Source organism: Amycolatopsis sp. NPDC004772, assembly GCF_053601215.1.
The window spans coordinates 1-14,176 of record NZ_JBSGBK010000141.1 but is presented as its reverse complement, the minus strand read 5'-3'; the positions used below and the strand labels follow the sequence as shown (position 1 = coordinate 14,176).

Genomic DNA, 14,176 nt, shown 5'->3' with positions numbered 1-14,176 from the left:
TTTTTTTTTGTTTCTTGGTTTCCGCCCCGCCACCCGCCCCCCGGGGGGGGGGGGGGGGGGCCCCCCCCCCCCCCCCCCCGCCACATTGGGTGCGTCCAGCAGCAGCGCGACGACGTCGTCGCGCAGGATCTCGAAGTCGGCGCTGTCGAGCCGTCCGCTGCTGAAGGTGTGCTCTTCCGAGCGGAACAGCTCGTGGCCGTCGCCGTCCACCACGGACATCCCCCGCATTCGCGTCCGCAGCGCGCGCATCCGATCGCCGAGACCCAGCTCGTCGACGACGTCGAGGGCGACCCCGCGCACGTCGATCGCCTGGCCGCCGGTGCGCGGGCCGGGCGCGCGCTCCACCACGGTCACCGCCCAGCCCGCGCGCGCCAGGAACCGGGCCAGGGTGCCGCCGGCGATACCGGCACCCGAGATCAGGATGTTCCGCATGGTTTCCTCCAGAGTCGTACGCTTGTACGCTCCACTGTGGAGAACAGCCAGTTCAAGGGCTATTTCTGTACTAGTACAGATGGCCTTCTGTACTAGGTCAGGGGTCAGCCGTGAAGTACGTGGCCATCGCCGACGAACTGCGGGAGCGGATCGCGCGCGGCGAGCTGCCGCCGGGCGCGCGGGTGCCCTCGACCCGGCGGCTCGCGGCCGACCACGGCGTCGCGCTCGCGACCGCCGCGAAGGCCCTGGACCTGCTGAGCCAGGAGGGCATGGTCCGCGCCGAGCCGCGGTCCGGCACGGTCGTCGCCGACCGCGACCGCCGCGGCGGTCAGCGCGGGCTGACGCGCGAGCAGCTCGTGCGGACCGCGATCACCATCGCCGACACCGAAGGCCTCGGCGCGCTGTCCATGCGCGGTGTCGCGGCCCGCCTCGGGGTCGCGGCGATGGCGCCGTACCGGTACGTGCGGGGCAAGGACGAGCTGGTGCTGCTGATGGCCGACGCGGCGTTCGGCGAGCGCGGCTACCCGGCCGAGCCGTCCGGCGACTGGCGCGAGCGGCTGCTGCTCGGCGGCCGCACCCTCTGGTCGCTGTTCAAGCGGCACCCGTGGCTGGCGCAGCTCGGGCCGATCACCCGGCCGCTGCCCCTGCGCAACCTCGCCGTGCACGGCGAATGGGCCCTCTCGGCGCTGTCCGAACTGGGCGTCGACGCCGCGACGCTGTGCGACCTGCACGTCCTGGTCTTCGGCCACGTCCAGGGCATGGCGGTGCACCTCGAGCGCGAGCAGAGCGCGCTGGCGTCGTCCGGCCTGACCGAGGACGACTGGATGGACCACCAGGGCCCGGCCGTGGCGGCGATGACGGCCGGGCACCCGACGTTCGCCAGGATGCTCGCCGACCTCACCGAGACCGGCTACGACCTCGTCTTGGACGACATCTTCGAGCTGAGCATGCGGGCCCTGCTCGACGGCTTGGCGCTGCGCTTCGGGCGTTAGGCGGCGCAGGAGCCGGTGGACACGTTCGCCGACTGCGACGAAGCCGCGTCGACCTCGGCGCGGACCTGCTCGGCCGTCAGCGTGAAGCCGGTCTCCGGGTCCTCCACCGCCGCGCCGAAGACGACGCCGATGACCTTGCCGTCCGGGGTCACCATCGGGCCACCGGAGTTGCCGCTGCGGATCTCGGCGCGGACCGTGAAGACGTCCCGCTGGACGGTGTTGGCCTCGTAGATGTCCGGGCCGCGCAGGTTGATCCGGCCGCGCACGCGGGCCGGCGTCGCCCGGTACGGGCCGTCGAGCGGGTAGCCGAGCACGATCGCGCTGTCGCCCGCCCGCGCCGTCTCCGGCGCGAACTGCAGCGGCTCGGCCTTCAGCCGCGGCACCGCGAGCACCGCGATGTCGACCTCCGGGTCGAAGTAGACGACCCGGGCCGGGTAGTCGCCCTGGGTGGTCTCGATGCCGACGGTGTCGGTGCCGGCCACGACGTGCGCGTTCGTCATCACCCGCTGCGGCGCGATCACGAACCCGCTGCCTTCCAGCGACCGCGAGCACGAGCTGGCGGTGCCGCGGATCTTGACCACGCTGCCGTGCAGGTCCTGGACGATCCCGCTGCGCTGCAGCGCGGGGTCCGGCGGCGAGGTGTCCGCCGTCGGGGCCTTCTGGAACGGGTCCACGATGGACGGGAAGCCGGACGCGTCGAGCAGCTTGCGCAGCTGGCTCGGGAAGCCCTGGGCGGCTTCCGGCATGGCCTCGTTGACCTTGCCGAGCACCACCGAGTTGTTGATCGCCTTGGCCAGCCCGGGCAGGCCGGACACGGTCGTCAGCGGGGTCGCGATCAGCCACGCCACCACGAAGACGACGAGGGCCTGCACGACCGCGCCGAGCGTCTTGTCGATACCGGAGAGCTTGTCCGGGTTGATCTTCTGCCGCAGCCGCCGGCCCACGTAGACGCCGATCGCCTCGCCGAAGGCGACCAGGAACACGACCGTCGCGACGGCGAAGGCGACCTTCCAGACCGGGTCGTCGAAGAACGAGACCACGACCGGCGCGAGCTTGATCCCGGCGACCGCCCCGAGCACGACGCCGACGAGCGACGGCAGCGCGATGATCACGCCCTGGAACGCACCGGAGACGGCGGCCAACAGGGCCAGCAGCAGCACCAGCACATCGACCCAGTTCACCGCGTCACTCCCCTGCTACCTGCGCGTGGTAGGCGGCCAGCGCCTCGTCGAGGTCCCGGACGTCGCCCGCGTCCCATTCGCGCTCCCAGCCCCCCAGGCTCAGCAGGACCGACAGGAGCCCGGCGGTGAACCCCCACACGAACAGGCCATTGACCTCGAAGGCCGGCCCCTTCCAGGGCATGCCCTTCTTCTTCACGGTGAACCGGTGGGCCGGGTCGACCAGGTCGGCGATGGCCACCCGCGCGACGGACGCCGTCTCGGCCGGGTCGACCGCGTGCACCGGCGACGGCTCGGCCCAGTGGGCCAGCACCGGCGTCACGGCGAACCCGGACACCGGGACGAACAGTTCCGGCAGCACCGCGACCGGCCGGACACCGGAGGGGACCACGCCGGTCTCTTCTTCGGCCTCGCGCAGGGCGGTGCCGATCGGGCCGCCGTCGCCTTCCTCAGCGCCGCCGCCGGGGAAGGCGACCTGGCCGGCGTGCGAGCCCAGCGTGTCGGCGCGGCGCTGCAGCAGAACGTCCGGCTCGCCGTCGGCTTCGCGCTCGCCGAAGAGGATCAGCACGGCGGCCGGGCGGGTGTAGGCGTCTTCGGGCGGGCTGAACTTGGTGAACGTCTTCGCATCGACCTCGCCGCTCACCTTGACCAGCGGCCGGAGCCACTCGGGAACCGACTCGGGTTCGACCAGTGGTCCGATCACGATGCCCCCTCGACTGCCGCGCGCACCTGGTCAGTGTTCCCGAAGGTCGGTGGGTTCGCGATGAACCGGACCTCGCCGGTCGCGGTGACCAAGTAGGACGCCGGAAGCCGCGGCGGCACCTTCAGGGCGGTCCGGACCGGGCCGGTCTGCCCGTTGCCGTCGTACACCGACGGCAGGTGCACGCCGAGCTTCGCCAGCAGCTCCAGGCCGTCCTTCGCCGGGCTCTGCACCTGGACGCCGAGGACGCGCACGGCACCCGGCCGCTTCGCGTACTCCTGGAGCACGGGCAGCTCGGTCCGGCACGGCTCGCACCACGACGCCCACACGTTGACCAGCACCGGAGCCCCGGCGAGGGCCTTCCCGACGTCGACGCGCGCGCCGTCGCCGAGGCAGTCCGCCGTGACGCCGTCGAGTTGCTCCACCGGCTGCGCCGGCCCGGGCGCCGGACACGGCTGGAGCGCCGCCGCGGACCGGGCGGGCCCGAGGTCCCCGGCCGGCTTCGCGGCCGTGTCGGCACCCCCGCGCGGCAGCAGCGCGACGAGCAAGGCCACCGCCAGGACGGCGGCGGCCAGTGCCCACTTGGTGACGCTCGTCACCGGGGCGCCGCCATGGCCAGGATGTGGTCCTTTTCTTCGCCTTTGACCAGCTTCGCGGCTTCGTCGAACCCGGTCGGCCCGGTGCCGTAGGACGGGCAGTCCTTGGCCAGCGGGCACGCGCCGCAGGCCGGCTTCTTGGCGTGGCAGACGCGCCGGCCGTGGAAGATCACCCGGTGCGAGAGCATCGTCCACTCCTTGCGGGGGATCAGCTCGCCGACCGCGTGCTCGACCTTGACCGGGTCCTCCTCCGCCGTCCAGCCCCAGCGCCGGACCAGCCGGCCGAAGTGGGTGTCGACGGTGATCCCCGGCACGTCGAAGGCGTTGCCGAGGACGACGTTGGCGGTCTTGCGGCCGACGCCGGGCAGGGTGACCAGGTCGTCCAGCTTGGCCGGGACCTCGCCGCCGAAGCGCTCGACCAGCGCCGCACCGAGGCCCATCACGGAGTTCGCCTTCGCCCGGTAGAAGCCGGTGCTCCGGAGGTACTCCTCGAGCTCGGTGCGGTCGGCACCCGCGTAGTCGGCGGCGGTCCGGTAGCGCTTGAACAGCGCGGGCGTGACGAGGTTCACCCGGACGTCGGTGGTCTGCGCGGACAACACGACCGCGACCAGCAGTTCCAGTGGCGTGGTGAAGTCGAGCTCGCAGTGGGCGCCCGGATACACGTCGTCGAGGCAACGCTTCATCCGCCTGGCGCGTCTCACCAGAGCCAATCGGCTTTCACCAGCGCCCTCACGGGGGGCGTTCGTGGTGGCAGGTGGCACCCCGATAGCCTACGGGCGCCGTCGGACGAGCCGGTGACTGCACCGGTGGACGACCGACACGCCAGAGCACCACCTCGGCGCGTTTTCCGGCCGCCATGAGCGAGGATCTGGAGTAGATGCTTTCCATCGAGTGTTTCGGGGTCCGGTCATGACTGTCTGGTTCGTCATCCTGGTCCCCCTGGTGATCATGTTCTTCGCGCTGGGCATGGAGCGCGTCGAGAGCAGGCTGAAGCACGTCGCGGTGCAGGAGAACGAGGTCGAAGAGTTCCTCGAGCAGGCGCAGCCCAACGAGGTCAGGGCGCTCTACGGGCACGGCATCGGCCGTGCGCTGGAGCTGTTCCGGCTGCGTAGGCTGGGCGGACGGGCAGCCAGGCTACGCGCGCGTCGCGTGCGGAGTTAGGCTCCACGTTCGAACGAGATCGTTTCCGCCGCTCGCGAGTCCGGCGGGCGATCTCGGGAGTACGCCCTAGACTGACGCGCAAGTGATCGGCGTCACGCTCCTCGAGCATCGGGGAGCGTGATCGTTTCTCGACGAGGAGGCACCCGAGGTGGACGAAACCCTGGCCCGTGCGGGCATATTCCAGGGTGTTGAGCCGGCAGCGGCGGAGGCGCTGGCCCAGACCTTGGAATCCGTGGAGTTCCCCCGCGGCCATGTCATCTTCAACGAGGGTGAACCCGGCGACAAGCTGTACATCATCCAGTCCGGCAAGGTGAAGATCGGCCGCAAGTCCCCGGACGGCCGCGAGAACCTGCTGGGCATCTTCGGCCCGTCGGACATGTTCGGCGAGCTGTCCATCTTCGACCCCGGCCCCCGGACGTCGAGCGCGACCACGGTCACCGAGGTCCGCGCGGTCACCATGGACCGCCCGGCCCTGCGCCAGTGGATCTCGACCCGCCCGGAGATCGCCGAGCAGCTGCTGCGCGTGGTCGCGCGCCGCCTGCGCCGGACGAACAACATGGTCGCGGAACTGATCTTCACCGACGTCCCCGGCCGCGTGGCGCGGGCGCTGCTGCAGCTCGCGCAGCGCTTCGGCAGCCAGGAGGCGGGCCTGCTGCGGGTCACGCACGACCTGACGCAGGAAGAGATCGCCCAGTACGTCGGCGCCTCGCGCGAGACCGTCAACAAGGCGCTCGCCGACTTCGCCCACCGCGGCTGGCTGCGGCTCGAGGGCAAGAGCGTGCTGATCCTGGACCCGGAGCGGCTGGCCCGCCGGGCCCGCTGAGCCCACTCACGTCGAAGGCCCCTCGGTGCGCCGAGGGGCCTTCTGCGTGCACAACGAAGAGCCGGGCGCCACCCCCGACGTGGCGCACCGGCTCTTCGTTGTTTGCGCGGACCATCCCCCGACGATCCGCGCTCCCCGCCCTCCGGGCCAGGCCCCGACCCGAGTGCCGGAGGGAGCTGGGTTTTCTGTGCTGTTGTTCAACCATCACGGCCCATACCCACGAATTCAAGGCCATTCACTCTCAAGGACGCCGTCCGGGCCGTTTCGTTGCAGGAGTCCACGGAGAATATCGTGAGTGTTACCTGATCGAGACCTCTCGCACCAGTCCCAAGATCCACCGCCAGTCTGTCGGTGACGAACCTGACCGTCAAATAACTGGTACCGACGTACCACTCTGCGGCATACTTGCACGCGTGTCCCAGTCTGTCTCGAACCACGAAAGCCGCACGTCCCTCGCCGACTACCGCACCGCGCTGACGACCCGGGCGGTCCGGTGGCCCGCCGTCGCGTCCGTGCTCGCCCGCCTGCCGATCGCGATGATCGGCATCTCGGCGCTGCTCTACGTCCAGCGCGAGACCGGTTCCTTCGCCGTCGCCGGGCTCGTCTCGGCCGGTTCACTCGTCGGGGTTTCGGTCGGTGCGGTGGTGCAGGGCAGGCTGATCGACCGGTTCGGGCCGACGCGGCCGCTGCTGACCGTCTCGGTCCTGCTGGCGCTGTCGATGAGCGGGCTGGTCACGGCGATCGAATCGCACGCCGCGACGGCCGTGCTGGTCGCGCTGGGCGCCCTCACCGGATTGACCGAGCCGATGGTCGGGTCGGCGTCACGCGCCCTATGGGGCCGCTTGCTCCCGCCGGGCGGCCCTCGCAACGCGGCCTTCTCGTACGAGGCGATCAGCATGGAGGTCTTCTTCATCCTCGGCCCCGGCGTGGCCGGGCTGCTGGTGATGGCCCCGTGGGCGGGCACCGGGCTGGTGCTGGGCGTCGCGCTGCAGTTCACCGGCGCGGTGCTGTTCGCCCTGAGCCCGGCCGTGCGCGAGTGGGGGCCCTCGTCGGGTTCGTCGGGGTCGCTGCTGGGCGCGCTGGCCAGCCCGGGCATGCGGACGCTGGCCATCGCCGCGCTCGGCTTCGGCGTGGTGATCGGGTTCGTCGAGGTCGCCGTGCCGGCGGCAGCCACCGAAGCGGGCCAGGCGTCCGTGGGCGGCCTGCTGCTGTCGGCGTGGTCGCTGAGCTCGGTCGCGTTCGGCGTCGCCTACAGCCTGCGGCCGTGGCCGCGGCAGCTCGGTCTGCGGCTGCCGGCGCTGCTCGGCGGATTCGGGGCGCTGGTCGCTCTGCTTGCGTGGCCGTCCTCGCTGTGGGGCCTGGCGCTGATGATGCTGCTGGCGGGGGCGCTGATCACCCCGCAGTCGACGGCCCACTCGACGACGATCGAGGTGGTGGCGCCGTCCGGCACGGCCGCGGAGGCCTTCGGCTGGGTGCTTACGGCGGTGACGCTGGGGCTGGCGGCCGGCCAGTCGATCAGCGGGTACGTCGTCGAGCACGCCGGCCCGGGCGCGGCCTTCCTGGCGGCGAGCGTGGCGGGGCTGGCGCTGGCACTGGTCGTGTGGCTGCTGCGCGGCACGGTCCGGCCGGCCCGGCCCGCGCCGGTTCCGGCGCTGGTCAACGCGTAGTTCCGCGGTTTTTGTCGGTGCCCGCCGCTAGCTTGTGGGCATGGACGTCACCGCACCTGCCCACCGCCTCTCGGCGGCCGTCTCGGCCGCGTCACGCCTCCTGCCGTCCCGCACCGGGCTGCGGCTGGAGGCGGACGCGGCCGGCCTGACGGTCGCCGGCGCGGCAGCGGACCTCGCCGTGCGGTTCGGCTGCCCGGCGACCACGCACACCGGCGGCGCGGTCGTGGTCCCGGCCGCCCCGCTGGTGGAGACGCTGAAGGTGCTCGACGCGGAGCTGGTCCGCTTGGTCGTCGAGGGCACGCGCCTGGCGTTGCGGCTGGACAACGCCCGGTTCGCGCTGCCCCTGCTGCCGTCGTCCGGTCCTGCTCCGGCCCCACCCGCCCAGGTGTCCGAAGTGGACGGAGCGGCGTTCGCCTCGGCGTTGCGGATCGTCGCGGGCACGGCGGCGAAGGACGACCCGCTCCCGCTGTTCACCGGCGTCCGCGTGCAGGCGGCCGGGTCCGGCCTGACGTTGACGGCGTCGGACCGCTACCGGATGGCGGTGGCCCGGCTGCCACTGCGGTCGCCGGGCACGTTGGACGTCCTGGTCCCGGCGGCTCTGCTGGCGGAGGCGGCCCGGCAGGCCCGCGGCAGGGTGGGCCTGCACGTGAGCCCGGGCCGGTTCGGGGTGAGCTGGCCGGGCGGCCTGGTCGCGACGGCGGTCCTGGACGCGGGCTTCCTGTCGGAGGACTCCATCCCGTCGGGCGCGGTGGACACCACGGTGACGGTGGCGGCGGACGCCCTGGCGGCGGCGGTCCGCCGGGTGGGGGTGTACGCGGAGGACAGGCGGGTGCTGACGCTGGAGGTGGGCGACGCCCAGGTCCGGCTGGCGAGCGCACGGCAGGACACGGGCGAGGCGGAGGAGGTCCTGAAGGCGGAGGTCAGCGGCGGCCGGACGGCACCCTCGTTCCAGGCCCGCTACCTGCTCGACGCGCTGGCGGCGTTCGGCAGCGAGCGGGTGGTGCTGTCGATCCAGCCGGGGATGCGGGCGTGCATCCTGCGGGCCGCGGAGCCGGGGGAGGTGGAACTGACGTACTACCTGATGCCGATGCTCAGCCGATAAGTCCGGTCAGGTCGCGGAGGACGACGTCCGCCGCCGGCCCGGCGGTGAACTGGCCGACCGTCAGCACGGCGCTGCCGAAGCGCTGTTCGTAGGCCTGCCGCAGGTGCGGTGACGAACGGCCGAGTGCCCACTCGACCGTCGAGGTGCTGGTGCGCAGGAAGTCGAGCGGCGAAGAGCCGAGCACGTAGAGTTCGGCGCGGCGATCACCGCGTTCGAGGACGAGACCGACCAGGTCGGCGACGAGCATGCGCTTGCGCATCGTGTCGCGGCCCTTCCACTGGGCGGCCTTGAACTCGGCCACGCGCCGGTCCGTCTCGAGGTCGAACTTGCGGCCGCCGTCGTTGCCCGAGGCCAGCGACGGGCGCCGGACGATGCGTTCGCCCGGTTCGAGGATCTTCGGCAGCGCTCGGACGATCATCGCCGCGTGGATGAGGTCGTTGACGCGGCCGGCGTGCCGCCGCACCAGCAGCGCGCCCTCGAGCAGGTCGGCGGTGAAGCCCTCGGGAGCCAGCCGCTCCTCGACGGTGTCGCGGTCGGCGCCCTCCAGGCGGTCTTCGAGCCGGCTCACCCGGCGGGAAAGATCCTCCTGCCCGAAGAACTCGTGCAGGTCGATGAAGGACTTGATCGCCGGCCCGAGGTCGCTTTCGGGCGCGGGCCGTTCGCGTTCGGGGATCCCCGGCTCGTGCGGCAGCGGGCTCGTCGGGAAGCCCAGCCGGCGGAGCTGGCGGATCGCGTAGTGCGAGATGAAGTCCGTCCGCGGGACCCCGAGCGCGCGCTCGAAGATCTGCCGCGGCGGCCACCGCTCCTCGCCGACGTCGACCCAGTGCGTCCGGATCGGCTCCGGCCCGCCGCGGGCCGCCGCGCTCAGCACCTGGGCGCGGCTCAAGCGGTACTGCTCGCCGTTGAGCACGAAGTCGATCGCGCGGTCGTCGTCCACAGGCAGTGAGTCGCCCGGGTGGCCGCTCCCGCTACAACCGGGGCGGCCCGCCGCGCTCAGCCCGCCGAGGCGGCCTTGACCGCCGCCTCCACCTCGGCGAACGACGGGTTCACCATCGCCTTCGAGCCGACGATCACCGTCGGGACCGTCTCGTTGCCGTTCGCCACCTCGCGGACCCGGGCGGCCGCCGACGGGTCCTCCCAGATGTTGATCGCGCGGACGTTGAAGCCGCTCTTCGACAACGGCCGCTCCAGAGCCGCGCAGAAGCCGCAGCCCGGGCGCCAGTAGAACTCGACCTCGACGTTGCTCATCCGTTCTCCTCCGAACGCAAGTAGTCCAGCTGCGCCTGCACGCTCCACTCGGCAGGCGCCCACAGCGCTTTGTCGACATCCGCGTACACGACCTCGACGACCTGGCGCGGCGTGGCGTCCGGCCCGAGCGTCTTCAGAGCCGAACGCACTTGGTCGAGCCGCTGTTCCCGGTGGGCAAGGTACTCGCGCGCGGTCGCGGGCAGATCGGGGAGCTCTGGACCGTGGCCGGGCAGGCCGGCCGTCCCGGGCGGCAGCTCGATCAGCTTGCGGAGCGAACGGAGGTAGTCGCCGAGGTCGTGCAGCACCGTCGTGCCGCGGCCGAGGATCGTGTCGCCGGTCAGGACCTGGCCGTCGAGGACCAGGGACACCGAGTCGTCGGTGTGCCCGGGCGTGTGCAGGACCTGGAGGGAGAGCCCGCCCGCCTCGAGCACCGATCCGTCCACAAAGGACGAAGCGCCGACGCACAGCGCGGGGTCGAACGCCCGCACCGGGGCGCCGACGCGCTCGGCGAACCACGGCGCGCCCTCGGCGTGGTCCGGGTGGTGGTGGGTGAGCACGATCAGCTCCACCGGACCGACCGCGGCCAGCAGCTCGAGGTGCTCGAGGTCGCGGTAGCCCGGGTCGACGACCACGGCCGGGCTCGACGGCGTCGCCCGCAGCACCCAGCTGTTGGTGCCTTCGAGCGTCATCGACGACGGGTTGTTCTCCAGCAGCACCGAAGCCGTCTCGGAGACCTGGCGCAGCACGCCGTAGGCCGGGGCGCTCATCGCGGCTCCAGGACGACTCGGACGTGGTCGTTCTCGCGGACCAGCGTCGGCGCGATCCGGACGATCTTGCGCGGCGCGTTCAGCACGTCGTCGGCCGTGGCGAACTCCGCCAGCTCGCTCAGCGTCAACCACGTCGGAGGCATCAGCATCCGGCGGCCTTCGCGCGCGTCGGCGATGGCCTCTTCGGGACGCTGCCAGCCGGAGCTCGACGCCTCCGACGTCGCCCCGTCGGCCTCCTGGCCCTCCGGCAGCTTCGCGACGTAGAACCGGGTGTCGTAGCGGCGCGGCTCCTGCTCCGGCGTGATCCAGTGCGCCCACGGGCGCAGCAGGTCGGCTCGCAGGGTCAGGCCCGCGTCGGCGAGGAACCCGGCCAGCGACACCTCCCGCGTCTCCAGGGCCTGGCGGGCCGCCGCGTACGGCGTGACGTCGGTGAGCGCCTCCTCCGCGCCGCCCGCCAGGAGCACGCCGGACTCCTCGAACGTCTCGCGCACCGCCGCGCAGGTCAGCGCCCGCGCGAGGGCCTCGTCGCAGCCGAACCGCGAGGCCCACCACGACGGCTCGGGCCCGGCCCACGCCACCGACGTGTCGGCGTCGCGCCGGTCGACCCCGCCGCCGGGGAACACGGTCATCCCGCCCGCGAACGGCATGCCCTTGACCCGGTGCTGGAGGAAGACCTCGACGCCGTCGGCGCCGTCCCGGACCAGGATCACCGTGGCCGCGTCCTTCGGCGTCGCCGGCGGGCCGTCGGCGTTGGCGCGGGTGGCGACCCCCGCGCCGACCGGGATGTCGAAGACAAACTCCGTTGGCTGCTCCACCTCGGCAACATACCTCCGCCCCCCGACGTCCCGTCGCGCAGTTGTGGCACGCCGGACACGGAAAAGGCGGCACCTCCCGAACGGGAAGTGCCGCCTTCTCGCGAACAGAGTCCTACGGGGCGGTCCAGCCGCGCTGGTCGCCACCGGAGCGGGACGCGCCGTTGAGCCGCATCTTCGCCGCCTCGGCCCGCTCGCGCTCGGCCAGCTCGGCGTGCAGCTCGCGCAGCAGCGCCCGGTCGCGCTCGCTCAGGCTCGGGTCGTCCAGATCCAGCGCCGGCAGCTCGACGACCTCGTGCATCGACGGCTTGCCCGCGGCGATCTCGCGGCCCTTCTCCGGGTCCTCGGCCAGCGCTTGCCGCAGCTGCGCCACCTCGGCCGGGGTCAGGTCGGCGGTGCGTTCCGCCCGCGTCTCCGACCGCGCCTTGCGGGGCGGCTCGGGGGCGGGCGGCGACACGATCGGCACCACCGGGGCGACCGGCTCGGCCGGTGCCGTCGTGGTGGTGCTGCTCGACCGCATGCTGTGCCGGCTGCCCGACTCCGCGACCGGCTCCGACGTCACCGGGGCCGGCGGCTTCGCGGGCTCCGAGCGGTACGACGACGAACTCGACGTCGTGCTCCCCGTCACCCACGCGGGCGACGCGGCCGCCGAAGCGGCCTGGTGGTACTCGGAGTGCGCGACGCCGGGACCGCTGACCTCGACGACGGAGTGGATCCCGGCCCGGCGCAGCGCCGTGTCGACGCGGAACGCGACGGCCGGCGGGTTGCCCTCCGGCCCCAGCTCCACGAGCACCACGCGCTGCGGCAACGCGCCCGGCACGCTGCCGGCCGGGGTGTTGCGCCACACCGCGTGCACCGAACGGACGTCCGGCAGCACCTGCAGCGTGCGGTCGAGCGCCTCGGCGATGCCGAACTCCGGCGCATTCTCGCCGGTGAACCGGTGCGTGTTGACCGGCTCGGCCTCGTCGACCAGCAGGTCGTTCGCCAGCGTCGCGTCCGACCGGCTCATCTCGAGGACCAGCGCCAGTTCGCGCTGCTCGGCGGAGCTGACCGGGATCCGGCCCGCGATGAGCGTGCCGGTGGTCAGCTCGACCGCCTCGTCGATGTGGGCCCGGGCGATCAGCTCACGCGCTTCGGTGAGCGCGCTGTCGTCGATCCGGCCCGCCAGGGCCAGCAACAGGTTGTGCAGGCGCAGGGGCACCGAGAACCCGTCCATGGGCGGGCCGTCGTGGACCTCCACCATTGCCTTGCTCCCTCCCAGCTCGCTGGCGGGCGAGCGTTATGCGGCTACTAGCCGGGTCCCCGCCACGGCGCCCACGCAGACCAGCTCTGAGTCGGCCAGCGCGGCCCGGTGGTACCCCGGCAGGTCGAAGCGCGGCGGGATGACTTCGACGCTGGGCTCTTCGTCGCCCAGGACCCGCAGCACGCGCTGCAGTTCGCCGGTCAACCTCGGCAACCCCGACAGCGCGTTGATCAGCAGGACGCGCTTGGCGGTGCCCTGTCCGACCACACCGACGTGCCGCCAGCTCTGCCGCACTTCCCCCACGTCCGGGCGACCGCGCAACGTTGCGTGGATCAACACGGACACGGAGTCGACCGAGTTAACCCATTCGGGCGCACTCGACGTGAATGTGTACCGGTTCTCGGTGACGTCGTCTACCCCCAGCGTCGAACTGACCTGGTGCCAGTCGGCGCCGTGCGGGATGAGACCGGCCACGAGCAGCCGGTACTCCGTTTGGTCGAGGTCGATCCTGTGCTTAAGCAAAGACCTCGGCAGGGTCCGGGCGAGGGTGCCCATGGCGCCCTCGCCGAGCCAGTCGCGGAACCGCCACAGCAGCTGGTCGGGCAGCCGCCCGGCCAGCCGGAGCAGCAGTTCGTGGGTGGACTGCTCGATGTCCGGATCCATCACTGCACCTCCACGATCAGTTCGACCTCCACCGGCGAGCCGATGGGCAGCTCCGCGACGCCGACGGCCGAGCGGGCGTGGATGCCCGCGTCGCCGAAGACCTCGCCGAGCAGTTCGGACGCGCCGTTGACGACCGCGGGCTGACCGGTGAAGCCCTCCGCGGAAGCCACGAAGCCGACAACCTTGACGATCCGCGCGACGTTGTCAATGCCGACCAGCGCGTGCACGGCCGCGAGCGCGTTGAGCGCCGAGGTGCGGGCGTGGCCCTTCGCCTCTTCGGGGCTGATCTCCGCGCCGACCTTGCCGGTCGCGGCGAGCACGCCGTCGACGAAGGGCAGCTGGCCGGAGGTGTAGACGTGCTTCCCGCTCTGGACGGCGGGCACGTACGCGGCCAGCGGTGCCGCGACGCCGGGCAGCTCGATGCCGAGCTCCTTCAGCCGTTCGCTCCAGCTCACCGGGTCAGCCCTTCGGACGCTTCAGGTAGGCGACGTGCTGCTCCCCGCTCGGGTTCGGCAGCACGGTGACCAGCTCCCAGCCGTCCTCGCCCCACTGGTCGAGGATCTGCTTCGTCGCGTGGATCAGCAGAGGGACGGTGGCGTACTCCCACTTGGTGGCGCTCATAGCCGGGAGCGTAGCCAAGCGGGCAACCGCACCGCGGGCCGCCGCCGGATTAACGCCCGCGACGCGCCGGACTGTGGTCGATCTCACGCCGCGTTCAAGCGCCCCAATGTGGCGTTCGGTGCGCTGGACGCACCCAACGCCACATTGGGTGCGTCCAGCGCAACCAGATCG

18 protein-coding genes are annotated in these 14,176 nt (G+C 72.3%); 5 read left to right on the top strand and 13 right to left on the bottom strand.

The features are described 5' to 3' along the window. Positions 1–432, bottom strand: a 432-nt coding sequence (locus tag ACWEF6_RS41335; protein WP_449687943.1) for an FAD-dependent monooxygenase, incomplete at its 3' end; no start/stop codon positions are given. 110 nt (positions 433–542) lie between these two features. On the opposite strand from ACWEF6_RS41335, the gene ACWEF6_RS41330 reads away from it, so the two are divergent. Continuing rightward, the gene (locus ACWEF6_RS41330) at positions 543–1,424 is read left to right on the top strand and encodes a GntR family transcriptional regulator (RefSeq protein WP_449687942.1); all 882 of its coding nucleotides are present in this window, start codon (positions 543–545) and stop codon (positions 1,422–1,424) included. Here the strand turns inward: ACWEF6_RS41330 and ACWEF6_RS41325 are convergent. The 4 genes from ACWEF6_RS41325 to nth are packed head-to-tail and all read right to left on the bottom strand — an operon-like array spanning position 1,421 to position 4,581. Beyond that, positions 1,421–2,605: a MarP family serine protease gene (locus tag ACWEF6_RS41325; RefSeq protein WP_449687941.1), complete on the bottom strand. Its 1,185-nt coding sequence runs from the start codon at positions 2,603–2,605 to the stop codon at positions 1,421–1,423. The genes ACWEF6_RS41330 and ACWEF6_RS41325 overlap by 4 nt on opposite strands. Positions 2,606–2,609: 4 nt before the next feature. Then, the gene (locus ACWEF6_RS41320) at positions 2,610–3,305 is read right to left on the bottom strand and encodes an NUDIX hydrolase (protein WP_449687940.1); all 696 of its coding nucleotides are present in this window, start codon (positions 3,303–3,305) and stop codon (positions 2,610–2,612) included. Further along, positions 3,302–3,901, bottom strand: a complete 600-nt coding sequence (locus ACWEF6_RS41315; protein ID WP_449687939.1) for a TlpA family protein disulfide reductase — start codon at positions 3,899–3,901, stop codon at positions 3,302–3,304. The genes ACWEF6_RS41320 and ACWEF6_RS41315 overlap by 4 nt, the downstream gene beginning before the upstream one ends. After that, the gene (gene nth, locus ACWEF6_RS41310) at positions 3,898–4,581 is read right to left on the bottom strand and encodes an endonuclease III (RefSeq protein ID WP_449687938.1); all 684 of its coding nucleotides are present in this window, start codon (positions 4,579–4,581) and stop codon (positions 3,898–3,900) included. The genes ACWEF6_RS41315 and nth overlap by 4 nt, the downstream gene beginning before the upstream one ends. A 226-nt stretch (positions 4,582–4,807) precedes the next feature. Here nth and ACWEF6_RS41305 point away from each other — a divergent pair, with 226 nt between their 5' ends. From ACWEF6_RS41305 to ACWEF6_RS41290, 4 genes are all read left to right on the top strand, one after another. Beyond that, positions 4,808–5,059 (top strand): hypothetical protein, encoded by a 252-nt coding sequence (locus ACWEF6_RS41305; RefSeq protein ID WP_003081722.1) that lies wholly within the window; start codon positions 4,808–4,810, stop codon positions 5,057–5,059. A gap of 148 nt (positions 5,060–5,207) precedes the next feature. Further along, entirely contained in the window at positions 5,208–5,882 is a 675-nt protein-coding gene (locus tag ACWEF6_RS41300) for a Crp/Fnr family transcriptional regulator (RefSeq protein ID WP_003081747.1), read from the top strand. 413 nt (positions 5,883–6,295) lie between these two features. Further along, positions 6,296–7,549 carry an MFS transporter gene (locus ACWEF6_RS41295; RefSeq protein WP_449687937.1) on the top strand — a complete coding sequence of 418 codons (1,254 nt, stop codon included), beginning with the start codon at positions 6,296–6,298 and terminating at the stop codon, positions 7,547–7,549. A gap of 40 nt (positions 7,550–7,589) precedes the next feature. Then, positions 7,590–8,651 carry a DNA polymerase III subunit beta gene (locus ACWEF6_RS41290; RefSeq protein ID WP_449687936.1) on the top strand — a complete coding sequence of 354 codons (1,062 nt, stop codon included), beginning with the start codon at positions 7,590–7,592 and terminating at the stop codon, positions 8,649–8,651. On the opposite strand, the gene ACWEF6_RS41285 is transcribed toward ACWEF6_RS41290, so the two are convergent. From ACWEF6_RS41285 to ACWEF6_RS41250, 8 genes are all read right to left on the bottom strand, one after another. Then, a complete protein-coding gene (locus ACWEF6_RS41285) occupies positions 8,641–9,588 on the bottom strand; it encodes a hypothetical protein (RefSeq protein WP_449687935.1) in 948 nt (315 codons plus the stop codon). The two genes, ACWEF6_RS41290 and ACWEF6_RS41285, sit on opposite strands and share 11 nt — an antisense overlap. A gap of 56 nt (positions 9,589–9,644) precedes the next feature. Beyond that, positions 9,645–9,899, bottom strand: coding sequence for a glutaredoxin family protein (locus ACWEF6_RS41280; RefSeq protein ID WP_449687934.1), 255 nt, complete (start codon positions 9,897–9,899; stop codon positions 9,645–9,647). After that, complete coding sequence (locus ACWEF6_RS41275) at positions 9,896–10,666, bottom strand: MBL fold metallo-hydrolase (protein WP_449687933.1); 771 nt, start codon at positions 10,664–10,666, stop codon at positions 9,896–9,898. The genes ACWEF6_RS41280 and ACWEF6_RS41275 overlap by 4 nt, the downstream gene beginning before the upstream one ends. Beyond that, entirely contained in the window at positions 10,663–11,481 is an 819-nt protein-coding gene (locus ACWEF6_RS41270) for an NUDIX hydrolase (RefSeq protein ID WP_449687932.1), read from the bottom strand. Before ACWEF6_RS41270 ends, ACWEF6_RS41275 begins: the two co-directional genes overlap by 4 nt. A gap of 112 nt (positions 11,482–11,593) precedes the next feature. Next, positions 11,594–12,721, bottom strand: a complete 1,128-nt coding sequence (locus ACWEF6_RS41265; protein ID WP_310969205.1) for a hypothetical protein — start codon at positions 12,719–12,721, stop codon at positions 11,594–11,596. A 36-nt stretch (positions 12,722–12,757) separates the two neighbouring features. Next, on the bottom strand, positions 12,758–13,384 hold the full coding sequence (locus ACWEF6_RS41260) for a hypothetical protein (protein ID WP_310969207.1): 627 nt from the start codon (positions 13,382–13,384) through the stop codon (positions 12,758–12,760). Next, positions 13,384–13,839, bottom strand: a complete 456-nt coding sequence (locus tag ACWEF6_RS41255) for a RidA family protein (RefSeq protein WP_086840822.1) — start codon at positions 13,837–13,839, stop codon at positions 13,384–13,386. Before ACWEF6_RS41255 ends, ACWEF6_RS41260 begins: the two co-directional genes overlap by 1 nt. A gap of 4 nt (positions 13,840–13,843) precedes the next feature. After that, the gene (locus ACWEF6_RS41250) at positions 13,844–14,005 is read right to left on the bottom strand and encodes a DUF4177 domain-containing protein (RefSeq protein WP_003068074.1); all 162 of its coding nucleotides are present in this window, start codon (positions 14,003–14,005) and stop codon (positions 13,844–13,846) included. Positions 14,006–14,176: the final 171 nt, after the last annotated feature.

Bases quoted from the DNA above. Each gene is read 5' to 3' on its own strand.
- nth (WP_449687938.1), bottom strand. From the start codon at position 4,581: ATGAAGCGTTGCCTCGACGACGTGTATCCGGGCGCCCACTGCGAGCTC.
- ACWEF6_RS41305 (WP_003081722.1), top strand. From the start codon at position 4,808: ATGACTGTCTGGTTCGTCATCCTGGTCCCCCTGGTGATCATGTTCTTC.
- ACWEF6_RS41290 (WP_449687936.1), top strand. From the start codon at position 7,590: ATGGACGTCACCGCACCTGCCCACCGCCTCTCGGCGGCCGTCTCGGCC.
- ACWEF6_RS41280 (WP_449687934.1), bottom strand. From the start codon at position 9,899: ATGAGCAACGTCGAGGTCGAGTTCTACTGGCGCCCGGGCTGCGGCTTC.
- ACWEF6_RS41275 (WP_449687933.1), bottom strand. From the start codon at position 10,666: ATGAGCGCCCCGGCCTACGGCGTGCTGCGCCAGGTCTCCGAGACGGCT.
- ACWEF6_RS41265 (WP_310969205.1), bottom strand. From the start codon at position 12,721: ATGGTGGAGGTCCACGACGGCCCGCCCATGGACGGGTTCTCGGTGCCC.
- ACWEF6_RS41260 (WP_310969207.1), bottom strand. From the start codon at position 13,384: ATGGATCCGGACATCGAGCAGTCCACCCACGAACTGCTGCTCCGGCTG.
- ACWEF6_RS41250 (WP_003068074.1), bottom strand. From the start codon at position 14,005: ATGAGCGCCACCAAGTGGGAGTACGCCACCGTCCCTCTGCTGATCCAC.